Here is a 25,669-nt window from a genome sequence, read left to right on the forward strand (position 1 = left end):
GCCGGCGGCCCGGACGGCGGCCCGGACGGCGGTGCGGCGGTCGGCTCCGCCGGGGTGTCCGGCGTGCCGGTGCAGCCGGCCGCCAGCAGCAGGGCCAGCGCCGCTGCCGCCACCCCCCGGTGTCCTCTCCTGATCCCCACCCGCTCCCGCCCCCCTATTCCTGGAATCCGAGCACGGTGGTGAAGCCCTGCGCGCCGTCGGTGGAGCCGGTGCCGACCAGCGTGGTGGCGGGCTCCTTGCGGCCGAAGCCGGCCGAGTACCAGCCCAGCGGCGGGTCGTTCTCGGCACGGTGGGCCGACCAGGACAGCTCCCCGGGCAGGTCGAGCACCGCGGACCGGGGCTCGCCGTCCCGGGTCCAGGTCAGCACCGCCCGGCTGCCGGTCAGCTCGGCGGTGACCGCCGGGCCGAGGTGGAAGGCCAGCCGGACGGCCCGGCGCGGTCCGCGCACCTCGTCGACGATCCGCAGCTCCCGGGTCGCGGCGGTCAGCTCCACCCGGCGGCGGTGCGTCGACTCCTGGTAGCCGTCGTGCTCGGCGCTCCAGCGGGCCACCCCCGGGGCGGCGGTGTCCGCGGCCAGGACGCGGCTGCGGGCGTGCCGGATCCACAGGAACGGGCCGCCGGAGAGGGACTGGTCGACGCCGTCCAGCTCCAGGGTGTTGTGGCCCAGGGTGGAGCGGAAGTACCGCCGCCACTCGGGCTGCCCGTGGTAGCAGAACGTCCCCGGGTCGGCCAGCACGTCGACCCCGTCGTGCCGGACCTCCACGGCCAGCGCGTCCGCGTGGGCGTGCGCGGCGATCGACAGGAACCCGTGCGGGCCGCCGTCGCAGCGGACCCAGATCTCCTCCGGGCCGCGCAGCACGGTCAGGCCGGCGTCGGCGAAGTGGGCCGGCCGGGCGGCCGGGCGGGTCACCGTGCCGCCCTTCCCGTACGGCCGGACCAGCGCGGCCAGCAGCGGGGTGCGGACGTCGGTGCCGGGCACCTCGGGCCACCAGGGGAGGCGGCCGAACACGGCGTCCCCGGTGGCCAGCAGCGAGCCCCAGCGGTCGGTGCCCGCGCCGTCCAGGACCAGGCCGTGCCCGTCGTCCGCGTCCCCCTGGCGCGGGGGCCGCAGCCGGTTGTCGACGACGGCCGCCAGCGCGTCGGTCATCCGCAGCAGGACCAGCCGGACGGTCGGCGGGACGGGCAGGGCCGCCGCGTCCGCCTCGGCGACCGCGGCCAGGCCGAGCTCCAGGACCAGCCCGTGGTACTCGGTGGCCAGTTCGCGGTTGAGGCCGGACGGGAAGGTGTTGGCGCGCAGCTGCCGCTCCAGCGAGCGCAGCGCGACGGACCTCCAGCGCGCCGACTCCGGGAACCAGTCGAACGCGCAGGCCGCGCCGAACTGCCCGGCGGTCTCGGCGATCACGTGGTTGTTCGCCGAGGACCCCCGGCTGGGGAACGCGGCCAGCCAGCGCTGGTGGTGCCAGATCTGGTTCAGCGCCACCGGGTTGCGCTCGAACAGCTCGGCCGCGCCCGGCCAGCCGTCCAGCAGCCGGCGCACCCACACCCAGGACAGCAGCCGGATGCCCAGCTCGATGCCGCTGATCCAGTGCACGCCGCGCAGCGGCGGGTTGGCCGCCCACCAGGACCGCAGGTGCCCGGCCACCCGCTCGGCGTACCGGTCGTCCCCGGTGAGCGCGTAGGCGGCGGCGAGCACCGTCAGGTACTGGTGCCGGGACGGCTCCCAGATCTGCTTGATGTCGCCGACCGCGTCCTCGCTGCGGTACGGCACGTCGAAGGCGTAGCCGGCCGGCGCCCGCCGCCCGGTCTTCGGGTCGAGCCACCAGTCGGGGTCGACCAGGTCGTCCCGGGCCACCCCGAAGAACTCGGCGTGCCCGTCCAGCAGCCGGTCCGCCTCGGCGACCAGCCGCTTCGCGGCGTCCGCGGGCACCGCGGCGAGTGCCCCGGCGGGCAGCACGGCGGTGAACCGGGGGTCCGGCACCGGCGGGCAGTCCGCCGGCGGCGCCGACCGCCACCGGCGCCGGCGCAGCGCGTCGCCCACCCGGCCGCCGACCTCCTGCGGCCCCATCCGGGATAGCCGCCGCAGGTACCAGCCCGGACTCATCGTCATCGCGCCCTCGCCAGGGTCACCGGCGCGCCGCCGACCAGGGCGCTCTGCACCGCGAGGGTGGCCGCCGTGGTGGCGACCAGCGACTCCAGCGGCACCGGCATCGGCCCGCCGGTCCGCACCGCCCGGACGAACGCGGCCAGTTCGGCCTCCTGCCCCTTGTCCCGGGCCTTCGGCAGCCGCGAGCTGACCCACTTCTTCTTCCCGGCTGTGCTTTCGAAATACGCCGAGGCGCGGACGAAGTCGTCCAGCTTCAGCACCTTGCCGTCCGCGACGAGGTCCAGCGTCTCCTTGGGGAAGCCGGACGCGCCGGTGGTCAGGTAGCTGATGGTGGCGGTGGAGCCGTCCGGGTAGCGCAGCACCACCTGGAGGTCCTCGTTGCCGGCCGGGGCGACCGCGTACACCGACACCGGGTCGGCGTCCAGCAGCCAGCTCGCGGTGTCGACGAAGTGGCCGCCCTCGCCGGCGAACCGGGAGCCCTCGGCGTCCTGCTGGAGGTACCAGCTGCCGTGCTGCAGCCGGCCCGCGTTGACCAGGTAGCGCAGGTTCGCCGGACCGGTCCGGACGCCGAACTTCTCCCGGGCCTCCCGCAGCAGCGGCGCGAACCGGCGGTTGAAGCCCACCTGGAGGCGGTCGTTGCCGGACTCCTCCACCGCCGCGAGCACCCCGGCCAGCTCCTCCTCGGTGAGGGCCAGCGGCTTCTCCACGAACACCGTCTTGCCGGCCAGCAGCGCCCGGCGGGTCAGCTCGGCGTGCGAGCTGTGCCGGGTGACCACGAACACCGCGTCGACCGAGTCGTCGCCGAGCACCGCGTCGAGATCGGTGGTCGCCCGGCCGAAGCCGAACTTCCGCTGCGCGTTGGCCCCGGACAGCGCGGTGGTGGTGACGACCGTGGACAGCTCGACGCCGTCGCGCCCGGCCAGGTGCGGCAGCAGCATCGAGGTCGCGTAGTTGCCCGCGCCGACGAACGCCAGCCGCACCGGCGACCCGGCGGGCCGGGCCGGCGCGGACGGCCGCTCGGCGCGCCGCACGGCGGGCACCGCCAGCGTCGGGGCCGGCGCCTCGCCCCGGTCCTCGGCCTCGGGGTAGCGGAACAGCACGGCGACGGCCTTCAGTTCGCCGTCCTTCAGCCGCCGGTACGTCTCGACGGCGTCCTCGAAGTCGGCGATGTGCGAGATCAGCGGGTCCACGTCGACCCGGCCGCGGGCGAGCAGGTCGAGGAAGCAGGCGAGGTTGCGGCGCTCGGTCCAGCGCACGTAGCCGATCGGGTAGTCCCGCCCGTCGAGCTCGTACTCCGGGTCGTAGCGCCCGGGGCCGTAGGAGCGGGAGAACCGGACGTCCAGCTCCTTCTCGTAGTACGCGTTCCACGGCAGGTCCAGCCGGCACTTGCCGATGTCGATCACCCGGCCGCGGTCCCGGGCCAGGTGCGCGGCCAGCTCCACCGGCTGGTTGCTGCCGCCGCCGGCCGCCAGGTACACCTGGTCCACGCCGTGACCGTCGGTCAGCTCGGCGACGGCGGCCTCCACCGCCGCGGACCCGGGATCGCCCGCGGCCGCGGCGCCCAGCCGCTCGGCGAGCTCGCAGCGCGAGGGGTCGGGGTCGGCGCCGACCACCCGCACGCCCGCCGCGGTGAGCAGCTGCACCACCAGCTGGCCGATCAGTCCGAGGCCGATCACGAGCGCCACCTCGCCGAGCTGCGGCTCGCCCTGCCGCACGCCCTGCAGCGCGATCGACCCGACGGTGCCGAAGGCCGCGTGCCGGGGCGCCAGGCCGTCCGGCACCGGGGTGTAGAGGTTCTTCGGCACCCAGTTCAGCTCGGCGTGCAGCGCGTGCTCGTTGCCCGCGCAGGCCACCAGGTCGCCGACCTTCACGTCGTCGATCCCGGCGCCGACCTGCTCGACCACCCCGCACAGCGAGTAGCCCAGCGGCGTGTAGGAGTCCAGCTTGCCCATCACCTTGCGGTAGGTGGCGGGCAGCCCGTTGGTGGCCACGCTCTGCATCACCTTGGCCACCTGGTCCGGACGGGACCGGGCCTTGCCCAGCATCGACATGCCGGCCTCGGACACCTTCATGAGCTCGGTCCCGGTGGATATCAGCGAGAACGCGCTGCGCACCAGCACCCCGCCGGGCTTGCACCCCGGCTCCGGCACGTCGAGCACCGCCAGCTCACCGCTCTTGTAGTTCTGCACAACCTGTTTCACCGGAAGTCCCCTTGTGTCTATGCGTCAAGCCGTCATGCGGTGAGGCCGTCAGGCCGTCGAGCGGGTGCTACGCCGTCGCCCGGGCGCCCCGGTCGGAGCCGGCGGTCGCGCCGCGGTACCAGTACTCCAGGGTCAGCACGTGCCACAGGTGCTTGGAGTAGTCCTGCTGCCCGGCGGCGTCCTCGGCGACCATCCGCGCCAGCGCGTCGCGGCGCAGCAGCCCGGAGTTGACCAGCACGCCGTCGTTCACCACCTCGCGCACCAGCGGCGCCAGGTCCCGGCTCATCCAGGCCCGCAGCGGGGCGCTGAACAGCCCCTTCGGCCGGTACACGATCTCCCGGGGCAGCACCGAGGTGGCCGCCTCCTTGAGCACGGCCTTCCCCTGCCGTCCGACGATCTTGCGGTCGCCGGGCACCGCGAACGCCGCCCGGACCACCTCGACGTCCACGTACGGCACCCGCACCTCGGTCGACGCGGCCATGCTCGACCGGTCGGTGTACGCGAGGTTCAGGCCCGGCAGGAACATCCGGGCGTCCCCCAGGCACATCCGGTTGACGAAGTCGTCGAGGTCGTTGTCCCGGTAGGTGTCCGCGTGCTCGGTCAGCACGTCGTCGACGGTGCCGGCCAGGTCCGGATCGAGCAGGTCCAGCAGCTCGCCCCGGTCGTACATGGTGTAGCTGCGCCGGAACGCGGTCTCCTCCGGCAGGTCGGCGAAGGACAGGAACCGCTTCGCGAACCGCACCGAGCGGAACCCCCGGTTGGCGGTGGCGACCGGCAGCCGGTTCACGGCCGCCGACAGGCCGCGCCGCAGCGGCCGCGGCACCCGCTGGTAGCGCACCGCCAGCTGGTTCGCCAGGTGCTTGCGGTAGCCGGCGAACAGCTCGTCGGCGCCCATCCCCGACAGCATCACCTTGACCCCGGCCTCCCGGGCGGCCGTGCAGATCAGGAAGGTGTTGATCGCGGCCGGGTCGCCGATCGGCTCGTCCAGGTGGTACGTCATCCGCGGCAGCAGGTCGAGCACGTCCGGGGCGATCTCGATCTCGTGCAGGTCGACGCCGAACCGCGCGGCCACCTGCCGGGCGTAGCGCAGGTCGTCCGGCATCGCCTCGAACCTGGCGTCCTCGGCGCGGAACCCGATCGTGTAGGCGGAGATCCCGGGCCGCTCGCGGGCCGCCAGCGCGGTCAGGTAGCTGGAGTCCAGCCCGCCGGACAGGAAGGTCGCCACCGGCACGTCCGACAGCAGGTGCCGCCGGGTCGACTCCTCGACGATCGCCGCGAGGTCCGGCCGCTCGCCGGCCCGGGCCCGCTCCCGGCCCTCGGCGGCGACCTCCCGCAGGTGCCAGAACCGGCCGCGGTCCACCCGGCCGTCCGGCCGCACCCGCAGCCAGCTGCCCGGCGGCAGCTTCTCCGCCTCGCGGAACGCGCACCGCGAGTCCGGCACCCAGTAGTACAGCAGCGAGGCCACCAGCGCCCCGGGATCCACCTCCAGCGAGCCGCCGGTGGCGGCGGCCAGCGCCTTCAGCTCGGACGCGAACACCAGGCCCTCGCCGCGCCGGACCAGGAACAGCGGCTTGATCCCGAGCTGGTCGCGGACCAGCGTCAGCTCGCCGGTCCGCTCGTCGAACACCCCGAACGCGAACATCCCGCGCAGCCGGGGCAGGCAGTCCGTGCCCCAGCGCCGCCAGGCCTCCAGCAGCACCTCGGTGTCGGAGGTGCCGCGGAAGCGCACCCCGGCGGCCACCAGCTCGGCCCGCAGCTCGGGAGCGTTGTACAGCTCGCCGTTGTACGTCAGGACGAGGCCGTCCGACACCATCGGCTGGGCGCCGGTCGGCGACAGGTCGACGATCGCCAGCCGCCGGTGCCCCAGGTGCACCTCCCCGTCGCCGACGGGGTGGCTGTACCGGCCCGACCCGTCCGGGCCGCGGTGGGCGAGGGTCTCGGTGAGCAGGTCGGTGACGGCCTTCCCGTCCGGCCATCGGTACGTACCCGCGATGCCACACATGTGCTACCGCACCTCCTGGTCGCTGTCGGGGACCCTCGCGGTCCACGTCGTCGTCAGTCCCGTCCGCCGCCGGCCCGGGCCGCTGCGCCGGGACGGCCACTCGAACCGGCCGCGGGTCACCGGGTGCGGCCCGTCCCAGAGCGTGCCGTCGGTCCGGTCGCGCGGGTCCGGGTCGACCAGCACCACGCCGATCACCGGGATGCGCTGGTCGGCGAGTTGCCGCGCCACGGTGTGCAGCCAGGCCGCGCTGCTCCGCCCGGCCCGCACCACCAGCACCGTCCGGGTGCCGAGGTGGCGCAGGTCGGTCCAGGCCGTCCCGGGGGCCACCGAGCCGACGCCGATCCGGCGCGTCCCGTCCGAACCGTCCGGCCCGTCCGACCCGGCTGGTTCGTCCGGCCCGACTGGCCCGTCCGGCCTGTCCGCGGCCTGGTCGCCGCGGACCACGGTCGGGCCCTCCGGCCCCGGGCGGAGCTTGGCCAGCTGCCGGCCCGGCAGACCGTCGACGACGACCACCGGTCCCTGCTCCTTCAGCGCCGCGGCGAGGTCCAGGGCGACCGCGACCGTGGTCCGCGCACTGCCCAGGTCCAGCAGCGACACCGGCTCCGCCGAGCCGCGCACGGTGCGCGCCAGGGTGGTGGTGAGCCGCTCCCGGGCCGCCCGGGTCCGGGCGCGCTGCCAGCGGCCGACCGTCCGGCGGGGGACCGGCCGCAGTTCCGCGAGGACCGAGGCGCCGAGGTTCTCCGCGACGTCCCGGCGCAGCACCGGGCGGTCCGCCACCACCGCGCCCACCGCGGCCACCGTGAGCCCGACGACCAGACCGAGCACCGCCCCGATCGCCGCGTCGGTGGCGGCGGTCTTCTTCCGGGACACCTTCACCGCGTGCGGGGCGTCCACGATCTGGGTGCCGGCGATCAGCCGCGGCGTGCCGAGGTGCGCCTCCCCGGCCCGCCGGCCGAAGTCGGCGATCCGCGAGGTGAGTTCGGCCCGGCTGGCGTACAGCGCCTCCAGCTGCGCGGAGGTCTTCGCCCCGCTCTGCTGCGGCGTGTCCCCGATATCCTTGTTGACCTGGTTGAGCTCCGCCTGCATCCGGTCCCGCTGGTCGAGCAGGGACTTCGCCTCGGCGTCCGCGGTCTCGTTGATCCGCCGCACGTGGTCCGCGACGAAGGCCTCGGCCAGCGCCTTGGCCCGGGCCACCGCCTCCGCCTCGGTGCTGCCCTTCACGGTGATCTGCAGCAGGTTGTTGGTCAGGCCGAGGGCCGTGTAGTCCGGCAGCAGGTCCGCCGGCTTCTCCGCGGACCCGAGGGACTTCAGCGCCGCGCCCGCGATCCCCACCGTCTGCAGCAGGGCGGCGTCGGTGCGGATAAGCGTCCCAGGATCGTTCGGCTGGTCCGCCTGGTGCGCGACCAGCACGGTGGTCACCGCGCTCGGCGGCGCCGGCAGCAGCACCGCCGCCGCCGTCCCGGCCAGCAGACCGATCAGGGCCAGGCAACACCAGAAGCGTCGCCGCCTGCGCACCGCGACCACCAGCGCCCGCAGGTCCACCAGCGGAGCGGTGGCCGGCGGCTCCGGCGTCGTACTCGTCGTCACTCCGTGCCTCTCCCCGTCTCGTGGCCGACCGCGAGCACCGGCTCGGGGCTCTCCTTGCGGCGGCCGGCCGCCCGCCCGGGCGAGGCCCGGACGGTGGCGGCGATCACCGTGCCGACCACCTCGTGCCCGGCCTCCGCACACGCCTCGGCGATGCCGGCCAGCTCCCCGTCGGTCCAGGTGCCCGCGCTCAGCACGACCACCGCACCGGACTCCTCCGCGCGGTCCGGCACCAGCGGCCGCGCCGTCGACACCCCCACCACCCGCAGCGGCAGGTCGTCCCCCGCCTCGGCCGCCAGCAGCTCGGCGGCCCGCCCGGCCGCCCCGTCGCCGTCCGGCACCAGGACCAGCAGCCCCCGGGGGGCCGGCAGTCGCTCGCGCAGCCGGGCGCACACCCGCTGGTGGCGGACCTGCCGGTCGGCCTCGTCACCCGAGGCGTGCGGGGCCGGCAGGTCCCACCGGACGTCGAGGCCCAGCAGCCGGCGTAGCAGCGCCCGCGGCCCGCGACCCTGCGGCCGGAACCCGCGCCGCTCGGCCGGCACGTCGACGGTGCCCAGCGGCACCGAACCCAGCGCCGCGGCGATCTCCGGCCCACCGCGCAGCCGGCGGCTCACCCGCGCCGCGGAGAGGTGGCCGATGACTGCGGCCAGCACCGCCGACAGCGCCCCGCCCGCGACCAGCTGCACCTTCGTCGGCGGCGCCTCGGCGGTCGGCCGGGCCGCCGCCCCCATCACCACCATCCGGGCCTTGCCGGCCGCCGGATCGGCCTGGTCCAGCTTGGCGACCGCCTCCTGCAATGCGGTGCGCAGCTTCGCCAGCTCGGTACGGGCCTGCACGCTCTCCACGGTCTGGCCCGGATTCGCCGAGTCCGCCAGATCGGTGATGCGCTTGCTGGCCTGCGCCACCAACTGGCGCACCGCCTCGGGCTGCGAGGCCTGCGGATCGGCGGCGTCGCTCGCGATCCGGGCGGCGAACGCGACGAACTGCTGGGCCGCCTGGTCGGCGATCCGCTGCGCCTGCTCCGGGGTGTCGCCCGTCCCCGAGATCTTGATGATGTTGCCGTCCGCGGCCGTGGCGGTGACCCGGTCCCGCAGGTCACCCCCGACGGCCCCGGTCTTGGCGAGCTCGGCGGCCACCCGGTCGAGGACCACCGAACTCGTCACGATCTGCGCCTGGGTCATCAGCTCGCGCTCCTGCCACGCCCCCGGCAGCAGCACCGAGGCCGAGGTGGTGTACTTCGGCGGCAGCAGCAGGGAGGCGCCGTAACCGACCAGCGCCCCCGCCACGGCGAGGACGGCCAGCAGCCGCCAGCGCCGACGCAGGATCCGGCCGATCGTGACCAGGCGTATTGCTTCGTCGCTCAACGGCGCGGCCTCTTCCCGGCCCGGCCCGGGCGGCCGACCGACACCGGCGCGCGGCCGGCGCAGGCGGCGGCGTAGGCGTCGAGCAGCGCGCGCTGGGAGTTCCGCCAGGCGAGCGGCCCGTTGATCCGCTCCTGGCCGGCCTTGCCCATCAGGGCCCGCTTCTCCGGATCGTCCAGCAGCTCCGCTACGAGCTCCGCGAACCGGCTCTCGTCGTTCGCGGGCGCGTAGACGGCGGCGTCCCCGGCCGACACCCGCGCCTCGCGCAGGTCGAAGGAGACGATCGGCCGGCCCATCACCATGTACTCCAGGACCTTGTTCATGGTCGACACGTCGTTGAGCGGATTGCGCGGGTCGGGGGAGAGGCACACGTCCGCGGAGGACAGGTACCGCACCAGGTCGGCGTCCGGGACCCGACCGGTGAACTCCACCTGGTCGGCGAGCCCGAGCCGCCGGGACAGCGCCACCATCGCGTCGAAGGTGTCGCCGCCGCCCACGAACACCGCGTGCCAGTCGGTCCGCCCGACCTCGTCACGCAGCTTCGCCAGCGCCCGCAGCGCGTAGTCGACGCCGTCCTGCGGCCCCATCACGCCCAGGTAGCACAGCAGATGGGGCTTGCCGCGCTTGAGCTCCGGCTCGGGCGGCACCGGCCGGAACCGCTCGGTGTCCGGCGCGCTGCGCACCACGAAGACGTCCTCCGGGCGGCGGCCGCCGCGGCGCACCGCGACGTCCCGATAGCTCTCGTTGGTGGCGAGCACGATGTCCGCCGCCCGGTAGGTCCACCGCTCCAGCGCGCACACGCCGCGGTAGAGCAGGTCCTCGCCGCGGTCGAACCGGGAGAGGTACAGCTCGGGCACCAGGTCGTGCTGGTCGAAGACGAACCGGGCGCCCTGCCGCTTCAGCCACAGCGCGGGCAGGAACAGCAGGTCCGGCGGGTTGCAGGCGTGCACCACGTCGACCGGGCCGACCCGGCGGGCCAGCCGGGCGGTGTGCCACAGCGCCGAGCCGTACTCCTGCAGGTAGCCGGCCGGGCCGCCGGTGGCGGCGCGCAACGGGTACCGGTGGATCCGGACCCCGTCGATCACCGCCTCCGGCTCGGTGTCCCGCTTGGTCCCCCGCGGGCAGATGACGTCCACCGTCCAGCCCGCGTCGCGCAGCGTGGTGCACTCCTGCCACACCCGCCGGTCGAACGGCACCGACAGGTTCTCCACCAGGATCAGCGCACGACGGCCCCGGCCGTCGCCCGCCGCAGCGTCACCAGGCAAGGCCCACGTACCCCGGCTCGGTCCGGCGCGCGGCGGCGTCGGGCAGGTGGACGAGGTCGACGATCACCCGGCTGCCGTCGTGCGGCAGCGCCGCCAGCACGGCCGGGTCCTTGGTCCCGACCACGCACACCTCGGCGTGGCCGAGCACCTCGTCCACGGAGTCGGTGAGCAGCTGCGCGAGGTGCGGCAGCCGGTTCTCGATGTACTCGCGGTTCGCGCCGAGCAGCCGCGAGAGGTTCACGTTGGGGTCGTGGATCCGCAGGTCGTAGCCCTTGCCGAAGAGCCGCTCGGCCAGCTCGACGAGCGGGCTCTCGCGCAGGTCGTCGGTGCCCGGCTTGAAGGAGAGGCCGAACAGGCCGACCCGCCGCTTGCCGGTGCGCTCGACCAACTCCACCGCGCGCTGGAGGTGTTCGGCGTTGGAGGGCAGCACATGCGAGAGGATCGGCACCGCGACGTCGGCCTGCCGCGCCGCGTGGACCAGACCCCGCAGGTCCTTGGGCAGGCAGGAACCGCCGAAGGCGAAGCCGGGCCGCAGGTAGGCGGGGCTGATGTTCAGCTTGTGGTCGGCCAGGAAGACGTCGATCACCTGGTGCGAGTCCACCCCGAGCGCCCGGCAGACCGCGCCGAGCTCGTTCGCGAAGCCGATCTTGAGGCCGTGGAAGGCGTTGTCCGCGTACTTGATCGCCTCGGCCACCGGGACCGGCACCCGGAACACCTCGCCGGGCAGCCCCTCGTACAGCGCCGCGACGACGTCGCCGCTGGCCGCGTCGAGCTGGCCGATGACGGTCTTCGGCGGGTCGAAGAAGTCCCGCACGCTGGTGCCCTCGCGCAGGAACTCGGGGTTGACCGCGACCCCGAACTCCACGCCGGCGTCGGCGTCCGCGAACTTCTCCAGGATCGGCACCAGCAGGTCGAGGCAGGTGCCCGGGAGCATGGTGCTGCGGAACACGACGGTCTGCCGCCCGCCCCGCTCGGCCACCGCGGCGCCGATCTGCTCGGTCACCCGCTCCAGGTAGGTGGTGCACAGGCTGCCGTTCGGCTCCGACGGCGTGCCCACGCAGATCAGCGACACCTCGCTGCCCGCGATCGCCTCGCGGACGTCGGTGGTGGCGCGCAGCGCTCCGGTCCGCACGACCTCGGCGATGAGCTCGCCGATCCGCTCCTCGACCACCGGGGCCTTGCCGTCGTTGACCAGGTCGACCTTCACCTGGCTGACGTCCACCCCGATGACCTCGTGACCCAGGCTGGCCAGGCACGCGGCCGACACGCAGCCCACGTAACCGAGCCCCAGGACACTGACCCTCATGAACCGTTCCTCCCCTCGGACAGGCCCTTGTGACCTGCCGTCCACGCCTCGTTCGGTCGATGCCCCGCCGGGCATCAGTGCCCCCTGCGGGGCGTCAGCGCCCCCCGCGCATCACTTGGCCCCGCGCATCAATCGGCCCCGTGCATCAATAGGCCCCCTGCCCGTGGATGACCGCGCGCAGGGTCTTCCAGAGGATCACCGCGTCCAGGGCGAGCGACCAGTCCTCCACGTACCGCAGGTCGAGCCGGACCGCCTCCTCCCACGGGAGGTCGCTGCGTCCGCTGATCTGCCACAGGCCGGTGAGCCCGGGCTTGACGAGCAGTCGCCGCCGGATGTCCGGGCCGTACGCGGCCGACTCCTCCGGCAGCGGCGGCCGCGGACCGACCAGCGACATCGAGCCGGTGAGCACGTTCAGCAGCTGCGGCAGCTCGTCGATCGAGTACCGGCGCAGCACCCCGCCCACCCTGGTCACCCGGGGGTCGCGGCGCAGCTTGAACAGCAGGCCGGCGCCCTCGTTGCGGTCCGCCAGCTCGGCCCGGGCCCGGTCCGCCCCGGCGACCATGGTGCGGAACTTGACCAGGGTGAACTGCCGGCCGTCCTTGCCGACCCGGTGCTGCCGGTAGAACGCGCCGCCCCGGCTGTCCATCAGCACCAGCAGCCCGACCAGCAGCATCAGCGGCGAGAACAGCACCAGCAGGACGGCGGCGCCCAGCCGGTCGACGACCTCCTTGACCGCCCGTGGGCCGCCGGTGAAGGTCGGCATGCTGACCCGCAGCATCGGGATCCCGAGCACCGCGTCGACGTGCAGCCGCGGGCCGGCCACCTCCATCAGCACGGGCGCCACCACCATCTCGGCGTCGCCGCCCTCCAGGTTCCAGGCCAGCCGCTGCAGCCGGTCCGGGGACCAGTGCGGGTCCGGGGTGACCGCGACCACCCGGTAGCCGTCCCGGCGGACGTGGTTGGCCACGTCCGTCAGCCGCCCGACCACCGGCACCCCGTCCAGCCGGTCCTGGAGGTGACCGAGGCCGTACGGCGTGCACACCGCCTCGATCCGCCAGCCCAGGTGCGGGAACTTGCGGGTCCGCGCGATCAGGTCACGCATGGTGGCCGGGCTCCCGGCCGCGAGCACCGGGCGCAGGCACCGCCCCTCCTTGCGCTGCTTGTGCAGCCACAGGCGCAGCAGATAACGCTCGGTCATGGTGACCAGCGTGATCGCGGGGATCGCGACGAAGATCCAGAGCTTGATGTTGTGCGAGCTCAGGGCGATCCCGCCGAGCGCCAGCACGACGGCCGCCGCGAACAGCGAGCGTCCGAGCCGGCGGAACTCCTCCGCGCCCTGGCCGAGCACGGCCGCGGCCCACGACCGGGTGGTCGCCAGGGAACCGAGCACCAACAGCTCGGTGCCGAAGGCGAGAATTCCCCATTTCTCGTGCCAGTTGGCGGCGTCCCTAACCCCGAAGAAGCTTCCTATCGCCGCCACCACAAAGGCGGTGGCCGCAGTATCGGTGATGATAACCGCACGGCGGTACTGTTGCTCCCAATCGGTCGACGGTCGACCGATTCTCCCGTTGATCCGACGCCCCCGCGTCGGGAGAAACGGGTTGACTAATTCTCCCTCCCCCTGCTTAACGGCCCGCTCCAGGTCGGCAGTGGGTTCGACGTGTTCGCTCCACACGGTTCCTCCCCCCGGAAGGCTCTCGCCTCCCGCCCTGTTCCTCCCCTTGGGAGGCCCCGCCTCCCGTGCCGCGCTGTTCCACCACCGGGAGGCCCCGCCTCCCCCCGAATGGCATGCCGCCTGGCACGGCGTCACGTGAACACTGTCCACGGCGCCGCTGCTGTAGATGGTCATTGGCCGCTCCACGCCCGGCGGTGCGAAGCGAAAATCAATCTAGAGCATCGGGGCCATCCAGAGGGGGCGATGTCTGAAACGGGTGCTCGATATCTGAAGAGCGATCTTCCGCCCGGTGCCGGGTGGGATTCCTGGGATTTCAGGTGGTCATTGTGGCTGGTGTTACTGGAGTTTCTCGGGGCCGTCCGGAGGGTGTCCGGGGACGTCCGACGACGTCCGAGGGTGTCCGGGACCGTCCGGGACCGTCCGAGGTGCCGTTCGACCGCTTGTTCGGCTGCCCGGCGGACTGCTGAGGTTCGAGTGGCCCCGGCACCGTTCCCGGGGCGGAATCGACTCTTCGAAGGAGCACCATGCGAATCACCAGGACCGTGCAGCGCGTCGCCGCCGCCGCTGTCGCGACCGCGGCGCTCGGCGTGTTCGGGATCGGGACCGCGAGCGCGACTCCGCAGAACTGGTTCGGCACCGGCGGCTGTGAGGCAGTCGAGGACATCCAACTCGGGGGCGACCACCACGAATACATGCGGATCATCCCGACGGCCAACCCCGGTCACTGCCTGTTCGGGGTCTTCGACCGGAACGCCTGGAAGTGGCTGGGCGCCGCCGGCGCGACCCCCAGCAGCGACCCGTCGGCGTGGTACTACGACGGACCGGGCCAGAGCCTGCAGGCGTGCCTGATCGATACCGCCCACAACAACACCTGGGCGTGCGGCCTGATCAACTGACCGGGTCGGCGTGAATGCGGCGGGAGCGGCGTCGGGGGAGCCGCTCCCGCCCGCCCGGTACCCCGGCCGGGCGGGTCACTCCGGCAGCGAGTCGAGCAGGGCCCGGGCCTCGGCCGCCTCCGGGATGTCCAGCGCGGTGTGGATCTCGACGGCCTGTTCGGCGTGGATCCGGGCGGTGCCGGGCTCGCCCAGGCGCCGGTGGGTGCGCGCCAGCCCGACGTGGACGCGGCCGAGGTTGTACCGCTCACCGGTGTGCGGCAGGTGCTCGATCGCGGCCCGGAAGTGCCGGAGGGCGCTCGCCGGAGCGTCCAGCGCCAGCAGGGCCTCGCCGAGCAGGGTGTGCGACTCGGCCTGGCCGAAGGTGTCACCGAGGTCGCGGTGCAGCTCCAGGGCCTCCTGGTAGAGGTCGAGGGCCTCCGGATGGCGGCGCAGCCGCTGCTGGTGCTCGCCGAGCTGATTGAGCGCGATGGCCTCGCCGAGCCGGTTTCCGGCGCGCCGGTGGAACTCCAGCGCCTCCCGGTGGTGCTCCAGGGCCTCCGGCAGCCGGCCGAGCCTGGTCAGCGTGGGCCCCAGATTGGTCAGGGCGATCGACTCGACCGCCGGCTCGGGGATCTCCCGGCTGAGCCGCAGCGCCCGCCGGTGGTGGTCGAGGGCCTCCTCCAGGCGGCCCATCCGGGTCAGGGTGAGGCCCAGGTTGGCCAGGACGTGGGCCTCGCCGGGGCGGTTGCCGGTGCGCTGCTGGATCTCCAGGGCCCGGTGGAGCAGGTCGAGTGCCTGTGCGAACTCGCCGAGCTGGTACCGGACCAGCCCGAGCTGCCGCAGGGCGGCCGCCTCACCGGCCGCGCTGCCGAGCTGCCGGGCGGCCCGCAGGGCGCCGAGCCCCAGCCCGAGCGCCTCCCGGGCGGGCAGGTGGCGCTTGAGGTGGCGCCAGAGGATCGCCGGCAGGTCCGTCGCGTACTCCGGCAGGTCGGCGTCGGCGGCGTGCCGGACGACGGCCAGCAGGTTGTCCTGCTCCCGGACCAGCCAGTCCGTCGCGTCCGCCCGGTCGGCGAACACCACGGGGGTGCCGCCGGGCGCGCCCGGCCCCGGTCGGTGGTGCCGCTCCAGCGGAGCCAGCCGGTCCATCGCCGAGGCGGCGGTGTGACGGTAGTGGTCGAACAGCCGGATCAGCGCGGCCCGCCGGACGGGTTCGGACGCCTCCCGGGCGATCAGTTCACCGGCGAAGGTGCGCAGCAGGTCGTGGAAGGTGTACCGGAAGGCCGTGTGCTCGATCAGCAGGTGGTGGTCGTGGAGCGACTCCAGGAGCCCCTCGGCCTCGTCCGGCGTAGCCTCGACCAGAGCGGCCAGGGCGTGCGGCGTGACGTCCTCGCCGGGATGGAGCGCGGCCAGCCCGAACGCGCGCCGCTGGGTGCCGGAGAGGGAGTGGTAGGACTCCACGAAGGCCGCCGCGACGCTCCGGTCGTGGTCGGAGAGCTCGGTCAGCAGCCGCTGGGGCCGCCGGATCCGCTGCAGCAACTCCACCGGCGTCCAGGCGGGATGGTGGGCCAGCCGGGCGGCGGCGATCCGCAGCGCCAGCGGCAGTCTGCCGCACCGCGCGACGATCTCGTCCACGGCGGCGCCGTGTCCCGCGACCCGGTCCGGGCCGGCCACTCGGGCGAACAGCGCCACGGCCTCCTCGTGGTCCAGTACGTCCAGGGAGACGTTGACCGCCCCGTCCAGCGCGGGCATCCGTCGCCGGGACGTCACCAGCACCAGGCAGCGCGGGCCGCCGGGGATCAGCGGGCGGACCTGCTCGGCGTCGACGGCGTTGTCCAGCACCACCAGGTACCGCCTTCCCGCCGCCCGGCTGCGCCACAACCGGGTGCGCTCCTCGGTGCGCGACGGCAGCGCGTTCTCGCTGACACCGACCGCCCGGAGCAGGCTCGCCAGCGCCGCGCCCGGTTCCAGCGGCCGCTGGCCCGGGGTGAAACCGCGCAGGTCCACGAAGAGCTGTCCGTCCGGGAAGCGGTCGGCGAGCGCGTGCCCGACGTGGACGGCCAGCGCGGTCTTGCCGACTCCGGCCATGCCGTCGATGGCCGAGATCACCAGCGGACGCGCCCGGCCGCCGCCCGCTCCGGCGGCCAGGGCCAGCAGCCGCTCCACTTCGCCGCGCCGTCCGGTGAAGTCCGGGACGGCGTACGGCAGCAGCCGCGGCACCACGTGTCCGTCCGGGCGCTCCGGCTCCGCCGCCGGCTCGCCGCGTGCGGCGGAGAGCAGCCGGTCGCGGTCGGCCGGGTCCAGCCCCAGGGCCGTGGCCAGCCGCGCCACCGAGGACAGTCGGGGCCGCCGCCGGCCCGATTCCAGCACGCTGATCGCGTGCGTCGAGACGCCCGACCGTTCCGCGAGTTCCTCCTGGGTCCACCCGGTCGCGTAGCGATGGCGGCGCAGCAGCTCTCCGAAGTCCCCCGACACGATCGTCTCCGCCCCCCGAAGCAGAACCCTGACGGGCTCCTGACAACAGATCATCCTAGAACGCCAAGCGGACGCCATGGAGTGATCAGTCGGGGTTGGCCAGGATGGTCCGCGGCGCAGACGCCACGATCAACCGATCGAACCGATCACTCAAGGGGGGCGGATGACCGAGCGGGACAGGGCCGGGGAGCCGGCGACGATGCCCGATCCGGGCGAAGCGGCCACACCGCAGGAGTTCGTGTGCCTGGTCCGGGCCGTCAAGGCGTGGTCCGGCGATCCGTCACTGCGCGAACTCGAACGCCGGACCGGTCTGCCGCGCAGCACCCTCTCCGGGGACCTCAACCCGCAGCGGAGCCGTCTCCCGCCCCTGGAACGGGTGTTGGCCCTCGCCGCCGCCTTCGGCGTGCCCGCCGACGGAGTCGCGCGCTGGCGATCCGCCTGGCAGCGCATCCAGGTGTGCCAGCAGTCGCCCGAACCACCGGTGCCGCCGGCGGCGTCCGCGCCGGTGCCGCACGCCGCCGCCGAGCCGCCCGCGCCGGACGTGGCACCGCGGGTGGCGGCACCACAGGAGTCCTGGGAGCCGGACCGGACGGGGCCGCACCTGTCCGTCCGCCGCTCCACCCGTCGATTCGCGTGCCGCTCCACCCGGCGGCGCCTCCGGTGGCCTGTTCTGTCGGTCGGCTGTCTGCTCGCCGTCCTGCTGGACCTGCCCCTGGCCGCCACCCCGGTCCCCGGCGGGCCGGACACCGCCGTCGGGGACCGGCAGGCCTTCCCGGCCGGTGCCCGGACGCCGGGCGCGTGCGGCTCGCTCGGCCGGGGCGGTGACCGGGTGGCCGCCGCCCCGCCCGGCGGGGCCACCAGCACCGGCGAGTCGTTGCCGGTCGGCAGTCCGGTCGCCGAGGGGGACACGCTGATCGTCACCCTGGTGCTCGCGGATGCCGGCCCCGGCCCCATCACCGTCCGGGACACGGCCGGGAACCGGTACCGGCCCATCCGCGACGAGACCACGGACGGCACCCGGTTGACCGTCTTCGCGCTGTACGACGCCAGGCCCCTGGACATCCAGGACCAGATCACCTTCCGCTGGCCGAGTTCGAGGCACGACTGCACCGTGGTCGACGGGTTCCGGAGCCGCACTGTGTGAGAGCTGCGGAGCCGGGCACGGGTTCTGGCCAACTTCGGCAAAGTGTGCGGCTGTTGTGAACGGGCTGTGTACTTTCAAGTGATCCGGAAGGCGTCATTCGCCCATGGGCCGGGCGCTCCAAGTCCTGGCGACCATGTCGGAATCCCCCTCGCCTCTTGCGCAGACGGGAATCGTGATGACCACCCCGAGTACCCCGAGCACCGGAACACCTGCCACCACACCGGTCACGAGCACGACGACCACGACCACCACGACGACGCCGGTGAGTACGACGGCCCCGGCGACCCCGGCGAGTACGTCACCCAAGTTCGAAGTCGACAAGGCGATGCTCGACGGCGCGACGCCGAAGGACCTGCTGCCGACCACCGGCAACTACCCGACGGAGATCGTCCGGTACCGCTCGGTGGTGCTCACCGACATCCCCGGAGCGAAGCCGGCGCGCAAGCTGACCGGCGCCATCGACCTCGGCGAGGAGAACCTCCCGTTCTACGACCGCCCGGCCGAGGGCATGATCGTCACGACCGAGCAGACCTGGTCGGCCCAGGGAGTCACACTCGGCCGGCTGCTGCACAGCCTGGCACTCGCGCCCGGCGAGAGCACCAAGGTCGCGGTCGTCGACTGGCAGCGCAGCACCAAGGCCACCGGCACCGAGGCGACGTCCGAGAACGACACGCTGTCCGGCACCACCGACCAGAGCCGGTCGATCAGCGAAGTCGCCAACGCGATCGCCCGCGAGGAGCAGTACGGCACGTCCCGGACGTCCCAGTCGAGCAAGTCGTCCAGCTCCGGCGGCAGCTTCGGAGCCTCGCTCGGCGTGATCAGCGGCGGCGCCAACTGGGGCGAGTCGTCGAACTCGGGCTTCACGACGGCGGTGTCGCGCTCGACCGGCGTGATGTCGGTCGCGAACGACGCGACGCAGCGGATCAGCGCGCGGACCCAGCAGCTGGCGACCGCGGCCCGCAGCCGGAACATGACGGTCGTGCGCGAGACGACGCAGTCGGAGAAGGAGAAGGTCCTCACCCGGGTCGTCACCAACTACAACCACATGCACGCGATGTCGGTGCAGTACTACGAGGTCGTTCAGGTCTACAGCGTGACGACCAAGCCGACCAAGCTGGAACGCTGCCTGTTCATCCCGCTGCAGGAGCTCACCTTCAACGCCACCACCCTGCAGCGGTACAAGGAGGTGCTCGCGTCGGTGGCGCCGACCGAGTGGGCGGCGAAGATCCGGGCCGCCAACCCGTTCGACACCACCGTGCGCAAGCTCGACGCGTGCTCCGCCCCTGAGACGCCGTCGGTTCCCCAGGTGTTCGACGGGGTGGACCTGGTCGACATCGCCGCTTCGGCCATGGGCGTGTACGGGGTGCGCAGGTCCGACGGCAGCCCGGTCCGGTTCGATCCGGTGACCCGGCAGTGGAACCCGCTGTCCACCAACGGACTGGGCAGCGAGCTGATCCGCATCGCACCGGGCAAGAACACCGTGTGGGCGCTCAGGGCCGACGGCTTTCTCGTGCAGTTCGACGGGACGACCTGGCGGCCCGACCCGCAGGGCTGGGTGGGGCGGAGCCTCGCCTGCGGCTCGGACGGCACGCTCTACCTCATCGGCACGGGCAATGCGCTCCACTACCGCGACCCGAACGGCCTATCGCACGACACGACCACCCTTGCCGACGACGTCGCCATCGTCGGCAAGAACAAGGTGTGGTACTGCCGGGAGGGGCGGACCTGGGAGCGCAGCGGCACCACCTGGGTGGAGCGGACCCCGGCGCCGAACGTGCAGCGGCTGTCCGCCGGGCCTGACGGCGTGCTCTGGGGCATCACGGCCGACGGGAAGGCCCTCGTGGTGGAGGCTGGTGCGACGACGTGGACCGCCCCCAAGTACTTCGCCGGGGTCCCCGTGATCGTGGATGTCGTCTCGTCCGTCGGCGGCGAGTACTGGGCCCTTCTGAACACCGGGCACCTCCTCCGACTGTTCACCGCGCCACGGGAGACGCCGATCCCGTTCGACGTCCCGCCGAAGACCGATTCCCCCTACGCGTCCAAGATCGACGTCTGGTACGACGAGTTCGGGATCCGCAGCCTCCAGGTGGTCTTCCCGGGCCACACCTTCCGCTGCGGCGACACCGGCGGCTCCGGCGTGCAGCAGCGCGCGTCCCACACCTTCGGAGCCGCCGACAAGCTGCTCTCCGTCGACGCCTGGTCCGGCACGGCCGCCCGCGGCAGCCTCGCCGGGCTGCGCCTGACGATGACCTCGGGCGTGGTCAACCTCGGGATCGCCGAGACCACCTCAGCCGCGCCGGACCTGAGCGAGGACGCCGGCGGCGCCGCCATCTGCGGGCTGTTCGGTTCGACGGTGAAGTCCGGCAACCGCACCTACCTCGCGTCGCTCGGCTTCCACGTCCGCGGCGGGAACGTGCCGCAGCCGGTCCTGGACCACCTGAACGACAACCGCCGCCACTACAGCCAGGCCGTCTGGGCCAACGCCGACGAGTTGACGCTCAGCCGCATCCTCGCCAACTACTCGTACACGCCAGCGGGTTCGAACGCCGCGCCGGTCCTGCTCGGCACGCTGCTGGACCCGAAGCCGATCGCCGCCACCGGCAACTACCTCGGCTTCCGGTGGAACTTCGGCAGCGAGCAGGAACGGGACGCGTGGACCAAGGCCCGCCAGCCCGGCGACAACACCTTCGGGACGCCGGTGACCAACACGATCGCCATCGCCACCAACGGCGTCTTCGCCGAGGCCGTACTGGGCCGGGCCAACTCGGCCGAGAAGATCGACCTCACCCGGTTCTGGAACTGGAAGGACTCGCCCATCCAGATCACCCCGGCCGACATCGCGCCGGTCGCCACCGGAACGCGCGCCCAGAACCTCGACGTCACGGTGGCCGGCCTGGGTGCTTCCGAGGCGAGGTTCACGCCGCCGGCGGCGATGCCCGACCCGACCGGCCTGCAAGCGGCGCAGGCCATCGCCACCGCGAACCTGTTCCGCGACATGAGCGGCCTCAACAGCATGAGCCAGGTGCTCACCAAGGGCATCGAAGCCGCCGCCGGCAACGACAAGGCGGCCGGTGAACGTGCTCAGGAGGCCATGAAGACCGCCACCGAACACCTGGAGAAGATGGCCAAGATCGCAGCCGAGGCCGCCGCCAAACGGACACCGGCCGGGGCGGCCGCCGGCGCCGCCAACCCGAGCATCCTCGGCGGCCTGCTGAACCAGGGCGGCAAGGCCGATGCGCCGGCCGACGGCGGGTCCCCGGCGAAGTCCTGATCACCGGCACCACGCGGGCCCGGGCCACCACCCGGGCCCGCCCCGTACACCGGTGCCCCGCTACCCCGGCCCTTCAGGGCAGGGAGGATGTCAAGCCACGGGATTCCGCGCCGTTCCGCCGCCGCCCGCCACCTCCCTTTCGTGGGTCGTTCCGCAGGCGCACGTCCACTCGCGGACGTTGAGCGGCATCCTGCCTTGCAGGGTGCCGCAGGCCGAGCACAGCTTGGACGAGGGGAACCAGCGGTCCATGACCACGAGCTCACGCCCGTACCAGTCGGCCTTGTACTCCAGCATGGACCGCGGCTCGGTCCAGCTCGCGTCCGCGAGGGCTCGGGAGAGCTTCCGGTTCCCGAGCATGTTCCGGACGGTCAGATCCTCGATCACGATCGTTTGGTTTTCGCGGACGAGTCGAGTGGTGAGCTTGTGCAGGAAGTCCCTGCGCCGGTCGGCGATCCGCGCGTGGACCTTCCCGACCTTGAGCCGGGCCTTGGCCCGGTTGGCGCCGTCACCCTTGGCCTTGCGGGAAAGATCCCGCTGGGCCTTGGCGAGGCGTTCCCGGTCCTTGCCCTCATGCCTCGGGTTGGTGATCTTCTCTCCGATGGAGAGCGTCACCAGGCTGGTGATCCCTGCGTCGATACCCACGGCAGCATTGACCGGCGCCGGCACGGTCGGCCGGTCCTCGCACAGCATCGAGACGAACCAGCGCCCGGCCGCGTCCTGCGAGACGGTCACCGTGGACGGGGAAACGCCCTCCGGAATCGGACGCGACCACACGATGTCCAGCGGATCGGTCATCTTCGCCAAGGTCAGTCGGCCGCCCCGGAACCGGAACGCCGAACTGGTGTACTCGGCAGACCGGCGGGACTTCTTCCGGGACTTGAACGCCCGCTTCACGTGAGTGGTCGCCATGGATCACACACTGACACCGCTGCTTGTGACAACATGACGGATGATCACCTTACGAGACGCCGGACCGCCTTGACCGCGACTCGGCCACTCCTGACCTCTACGCGGGTGATCCAATTCCTCCCCGGCCTCAAGGCCGGGGCTTCCTTGGAGGCATCAGATGACCTCACGAGGCAGGACCGGCCGTCCGACGCTGGTCGCCGTCAGTGGACCGCCCGGGGCGGGCAAGACCACGCTGGCGCACGCCCTGGCCGGGGCGCTCGGCTGGCCGGCGGTCTGCCGGGACGAGCTCAAGGAGCGGATGGCCGCCACCGGCACCCACACCGATGGGAACCCGGACCTGTGGACGCTGCACGAGTTCTTCCGCGTCATCGGTGACCACCTGGCGGCGGGAACCAGCCTGGTGGCGGAGGCCGCCTTCCAGGACCGGCTGTGGCGCCCGGGCCTGGAGCCGCTCGCGGCCGTGGCCGACCTCCGCATCGTGCGCTGCGCCGTCGACCCCGGGCTCGCCCACCGGCGGATCGCCGACCGGGCCGCCGCCGTGCCCTCCCGGGCCGTGCACGCGGACGCCGAGTACCTGCGGCGGATCGCGGCGGGGGAGCGGCCGATCGAGTCCTGGCAGCCGATCGCGCTGGACGTCCCCTGCCTGGTCGTGGACACCACGGCGGGCTGGCGGCCGGCCCTGGCGCGGATCGCCGCGTTCGCGGCGACGGGCTCCTAGCCCGTCGGTGCCGTGCTCCGGCCCCGGGGTTACCCTCGGCGGTATGGACGCGTCGGAAACCACCGCCCCGGAGGCTCCGGAGAGCCCGTTCAGCTCGGCGGGCCTCGCGGAGCTCGTCCGGCTGCTGGACCGGCGCGGCGCGGTGGTGCTCAGCGGCGCCGGCCTGTCCACCGAGTCCGGCATCCCCGACTACCGCGGCGCCACCGGCCGCCACCGCGCGGGCACCCCGATGACCTACCAGGAGTTCACCGGCAGCGAGGCCGCCCGGCGCCGCTACTGGGCCCGCAGCCACACCGGCTGGCCCGCCTTCGCCCGGGCCCGGCCGAACGCCGGCCACCGGGCGGTGGAACGGCTGCGCACCTCCGGGCACGTCACCGCCGTCATCACCCAGAACGTGGACGGACTGCACCGCGCGGCCGGCACCCGGGAGGCCGTCGAACTGCACGGCGGACTCCACCGGGTGATCTGCCTGGACTGCCGGCGCACCAGTTCGCGCGCCGAACTCGACCAACGCCTGGACGAGTTGAACCAGGGTTTCCGCCACCTCGAAGCCGAGCTGCGCCCGGACGGCGACGCGCAGCTCGCGCCGGAACAGGTCGCCGGGTTCCGGGTCGCGCCGTGCGCGGACTGCGGCGGCGTGCTCAAGCCGGACGTGGTCTTCTTCGGCGAGAACGTGCCCGTCCCCCGGGTCGAGCACTGCTACGAACTGGTGGATGCCGCACGCTCATTGGTGGTCCTCGGCTCCTCCCTCACGGTCCTCTCGGGCCTGCGCTTCGTCCGCCGCGCCGCCCGCGCGAACCTGCCCGTCGCCATCGTCAACCAGGGCCCCACCCGCGCCGACAACCTCGCCGCCCTCCATCTCGACCTCCCCCTCGGCCCGGCCATGACCGAAGCCACCCGCCTCCTGCACACCGCCTGACCGGCGCGGCCCGCCCGCGCGGGCGGGCCGCGCCCCCGTCGCCTACCCGGCGTCCTCGTCGGCCGCTTCACCGTCCGGCGGCAGACCCACCTCCTCGCGGTCCTCCTCGGTGCGCTCCTCCAGCTCCGCCTCATCCGGGCGCCGTGGCAGGCCGCGGCCGTGGCCGGTGTCGGGATCGCCCTCGACGTCCTTGTTCGACTTGTGGTGCGACATGGTTCCTCCTCGGCCGGACGGCCCGTGGACGAGTCCGGTGCTGTTGCCCACCCCCTCCCATCTCCGCCCGAGCCCCGCCCGCCCGCAACTCGACCCGACCGCCGACGATCACATCCGGCCGCGACGCGAACCGGCCACCCCGACCGACGGGCCCCCGAAGCCCCGGTACGGCCTCTTGCGCCTGTTACGCCCTATCGCGCCCGCAAAGGCTTCTCCTTGGAAGTCATATTGTTCGGAGGGTCTGCGATGGCAGACAAGGGGGATGGCGCGGGCGAATCCGATCCCGTGTGTGAGGATCAGGTCATGTGCGCCCGAGGAGGGCGCGTGCCTGCAAGGTCAGGCCCAGGGGCAAGGGGAAGTACTGGATATGTTCGCCGGGGGAACTGCGCGGTTGCTGATCACGAACGACGATGAAGCGGCGCTGGAGCTGACCGTGGAGCCCTGGGCGGACACCTACCGGATCCAGCGGCAGCAGACCTTCGTTGTTGTCACCCACTCGCCGGCGGCCGATGGTTCCTGGTCCGGGACGTCGCGTGGGGACGAGCCCTTCCAGGTTATGCATCGACGTGATTCGGTCACGGTCTGGGCCAACGGCCACTGCTTCCACCTCGCTGACATGGCGGGCCATGCGATCGACGCGGCCGACTGGCAGTGCCCAGCTCAGGGTGCGGCCTCCTGAAGGCGCCGTCGAGCGGTGACCGATCAGTGCTGACAGCTTCGGACCACTTCGCCCTTGGCCAGTCGGCGGTGGCAGATCGGGGCGGCCGCGATGCCGGCGAAGGCCGCGAAGTGATCGGCCTTGCGCTCGTGTCGGCGGTGGAGCCGGCGAAAGCCGTTGAGTCCGGAGACAGTCCTCTCGATCACCCAGCGATGCCTGGCAAGGCGGGCCGACGAGTCGACCCTGCGGCGGCCGATGCGGGCCGGGGTCTGCCGTCGTCGCAGGTAGGAGCGGATGAAGCAGTGGTCGTAGGCTTTGTCGCCGTGCAGTTTGCCGGGTCGGCGTCGTCGGGGGCCGCGCCGCGAGCTGATGGGCGGGATGCCGTCGGCGAGCGGGATCAGTGCCTGGCCGTCGTGGACGTTGGCTCTGGAGATCCCGACCGACAGGGGTGAACCGGTGTGTTCGGTGAGTAGGTGGATCTTCGGCCCGTACTTGCCCGATCGACAGGATTCGGACCTGTCGGCTCCCCCCTTTCGAGGGCCCTCATGTTCACCGAGTCGACCGCGCAGCACGACCAGTCCAGCTCGCCCCACGAGCTGAGTTCGTCGAGGACGACGCGGTGGAGCTTGGCCCACACCCGGGGCTTTGCTCCACTCGGTGAAGCGGCGATCTGCCGTCGGCCCGGAGGGGCCGAAGCAGGGCGGCAACTGGGCCCAGGTACACCTGGAGGTCACGACGAACACGATCGCCGCCAGCACCTCCCGGTCGCCGTATCGCGGCCGACCACCATCCTGCGGAGGCATTGGAGCGTCTGGCACCACCAGCTGGAACAGCTCCCACAACTCGTCCGGCATCGGATGCTCCACAATCGACACGCCCGGAAGCTACTCAGCCGCCCAAATGAGGTGACCTCTTGGACTCGGCGTCGTCCGCCCCGGGGCTGGCTGGGCGCCGTGGGGGCCGTCGTGCTGTTCAAGCCGAGGCCCGCGCCG

At 73.2% G+C, this 25,669-nt stretch carries 17 protein-coding genes and 1 pseudogene; 6 read left to right on the forward strand and 12 right to left on the reverse strand.

Annotated elements, in window-relative coordinates:
• Nucleotides 1-154 precede the first annotated feature (154 nt).
• The 8 genes from AB0N76_RS25360 to AB0N76_RS25395 form a co-directional block, all read right to left on the reverse strand.
• Nucleotides 155-2,107 carry an alginate lyase family protein gene (locus AB0N76_RS25360; protein ID WP_363560624.1) on the reverse strand — a complete coding sequence of 651 codons (1,953 nt, stop codon included), beginning with the start codon at nucleotides 2,105-2,107 and terminating at the stop codon, nucleotides 155-157.
• Nucleotides 2,104-4,305 carry a bi-domain-containing oxidoreductase gene (locus AB0N76_RS25365; protein ID WP_363560626.1) on the reverse strand — a complete coding sequence of 734 codons (2,202 nt, stop codon included), beginning with the start codon at nucleotides 4,303-4,305 and terminating at the stop codon, nucleotides 2,104-2,106. The genes AB0N76_RS25360 and AB0N76_RS25365 overlap by 4 nt, the downstream gene beginning before the upstream one ends.
• A 67-nt stretch (nucleotides 4,306-4,372) precedes the next feature.
• Nucleotides 4,373-6,307, reverse strand: a complete 1,935-nt coding sequence (asnB, locus tag AB0N76_RS25370; RefSeq protein ID WP_363560628.1) for an asparagine synthase (glutamine-hydrolyzing) — start codon at nucleotides 6,305-6,307, stop codon at nucleotides 4,373-4,375.
• Nucleotides 6,308-6,310: 3 nt separating this feature from the next.
• Complete coding sequence (locus tag AB0N76_RS25375) at nucleotides 6,311-7,894, reverse strand: Wzz/FepE/Etk N-terminal domain-containing protein (RefSeq protein ID WP_363560630.1); 1,584 nt, start codon at nucleotides 7,892-7,894, stop codon at nucleotides 6,311-6,313.
• Nucleotides 7,891-9,255, reverse strand: a complete 1,365-nt coding sequence (locus AB0N76_RS25380) for a Wzz/FepE/Etk N-terminal domain-containing protein (RefSeq protein ID WP_363560632.1) — start codon at nucleotides 9,253-9,255, stop codon at nucleotides 7,891-7,893. The genes AB0N76_RS25375 and AB0N76_RS25380 overlap by 4 nt, the downstream gene beginning before the upstream one ends.
• Entirely contained in the window at nucleotides 9,252-10,517 is a 1,266-nt protein-coding gene (locus AB0N76_RS25385; RefSeq protein WP_363560634.1) for a glycosyltransferase family 4 protein, read from the reverse strand. Before AB0N76_RS25385 ends, AB0N76_RS25380 begins: the two co-directional genes overlap by 4 nt.
• On the reverse strand, nucleotides 10,507-11,823 hold the full coding sequence (locus AB0N76_RS25390) for a nucleotide sugar dehydrogenase (protein WP_363560636.1): 1,317 nt from the start codon (nucleotides 11,821-11,823) through the stop codon (nucleotides 10,507-10,509). The genes AB0N76_RS25385 and AB0N76_RS25390 overlap by 11 nt, the downstream gene beginning before the upstream one ends.
• Before the next feature lie 145 nt (nucleotides 11,824-11,968).
• Nucleotides 11,969-13,465, reverse strand: coding sequence for a sugar transferase (locus AB0N76_RS25395; RefSeq protein ID WP_363560672.1), 1,497 nt, complete (start codon nucleotides 13,463-13,465; stop codon nucleotides 11,969-11,971).
• A gap of 557 nt (nucleotides 13,466-14,022) precedes the next feature.
• On the opposite strand from AB0N76_RS25395, the gene AB0N76_RS25400 reads away from it, so the two are divergent.
• On the forward strand, nucleotides 14,023-14,394 hold the full coding sequence (locus AB0N76_RS25400) for a hypothetical protein (protein WP_363560638.1): 372 nt from the start codon (nucleotides 14,023-14,025) through the stop codon (nucleotides 14,392-14,394).
• A gap of 75 nt (nucleotides 14,395-14,469) precedes the next feature.
• Here the strand turns inward: AB0N76_RS25400 and AB0N76_RS25405 are convergent, their stop codons facing one another.
• The gene (locus AB0N76_RS25405) at nucleotides 14,470-16,845 is read right to left on the reverse strand and encodes a tetratricopeptide repeat protein (RefSeq protein WP_363560640.1); all 2,376 of its coding nucleotides are present in this window, start codon (nucleotides 16,843-16,845) and stop codon (nucleotides 14,470-14,472) included.
• A gap of 163 nt (nucleotides 16,846-17,008) precedes the next feature.
• On the opposite strand from AB0N76_RS25405, the gene AB0N76_RS25410 reads away from it, so the two are divergent.
• Entirely contained in the window at nucleotides 17,009-17,989 is a 981-nt protein-coding gene (locus AB0N76_RS25410) for a helix-turn-helix transcriptional regulator (protein ID WP_363560642.1), read from the forward strand.
• A 175-nt stretch (nucleotides 17,990-18,164) separates the two neighbouring features.
• Nucleotides 18,165-21,260, forward strand: coding sequence for a hypothetical protein (locus AB0N76_RS25415; RefSeq protein WP_363560644.1), 3,096 nt, complete (start codon nucleotides 18,165-18,167; stop codon nucleotides 21,258-21,260).
• Between the two features lie 129 nt (nucleotides 21,261-21,389).
• Here AB0N76_RS25415 and AB0N76_RS25420 read toward each other — a convergent pair.
• Nucleotides 21,390-22,142 (reverse strand): annotated as a pseudogene (locus AB0N76_RS25420) (RNA-guided endonuclease TnpB family protein); the annotation flags it as partial.
• Between the two features lie 184 nt (nucleotides 22,143-22,326).
• On the opposite strand from AB0N76_RS25420, the gene AB0N76_RS25425 reads away from it, so the two are divergent.
• Entirely contained in the window at nucleotides 22,327-22,887 is a 561-nt protein-coding gene (locus tag AB0N76_RS25425; RefSeq protein ID WP_363560646.1) for an AAA family ATPase, read from the forward strand.
• A 43-nt stretch (nucleotides 22,888-22,930) separates the two neighbouring features.
• Nucleotides 22,931-23,806, forward strand: coding sequence for an NAD-dependent protein deacetylase (locus tag AB0N76_RS25430; protein ID WP_363560648.1), 876 nt, complete (start codon nucleotides 22,931-22,933; stop codon nucleotides 23,804-23,806).
• 42 nt (nucleotides 23,807-23,848) lie between these two features.
• Here the strand turns inward: AB0N76_RS25430 and AB0N76_RS25435 are convergent, their stop codons facing one another.
• The gene (locus AB0N76_RS25435; protein WP_363560650.1) at nucleotides 23,849-24,019 is read right to left on the reverse strand and encodes a hypothetical protein; all 171 of its coding nucleotides are present in this window, start codon (nucleotides 24,017-24,019) and stop codon (nucleotides 23,849-23,851) included.
• Nucleotides 24,020-24,410: 391 nt separating this feature from the next.
• On the opposite strand from AB0N76_RS25435, the gene AB0N76_RS25440 reads away from it, so the two are divergent.
• A complete protein-coding gene (locus AB0N76_RS25440; protein ID WP_363560652.1) occupies nucleotides 24,411-24,698 on the forward strand; it encodes a hypothetical protein in 288 nt (95 codons plus the stop codon).
• Nucleotides 24,699-24,721: 23 nt separating this feature from the next.
• Here AB0N76_RS25440 and AB0N76_RS25445 read toward each other — a convergent pair whose 3' ends face one another.
• On the reverse strand, nucleotides 24,722-25,552 hold the full coding sequence (locus AB0N76_RS25445) for an IS5 family transposase (protein ID WP_363560654.1): 831 nt from the start codon (nucleotides 25,550-25,552) through the stop codon (nucleotides 24,722-24,724).
• Nucleotides 25,553-25,669: the final 117 nt, after the last annotated feature.

Origin of the sequence: Kitasatospora sp. NPDC093806 (genome assembly GCF_040683335.1) — a bacterium.
Lineage (GTDB): Bacteria > Actinomycetota > Actinomycetes > Streptomycetales > Streptomycetaceae > Kitasatospora.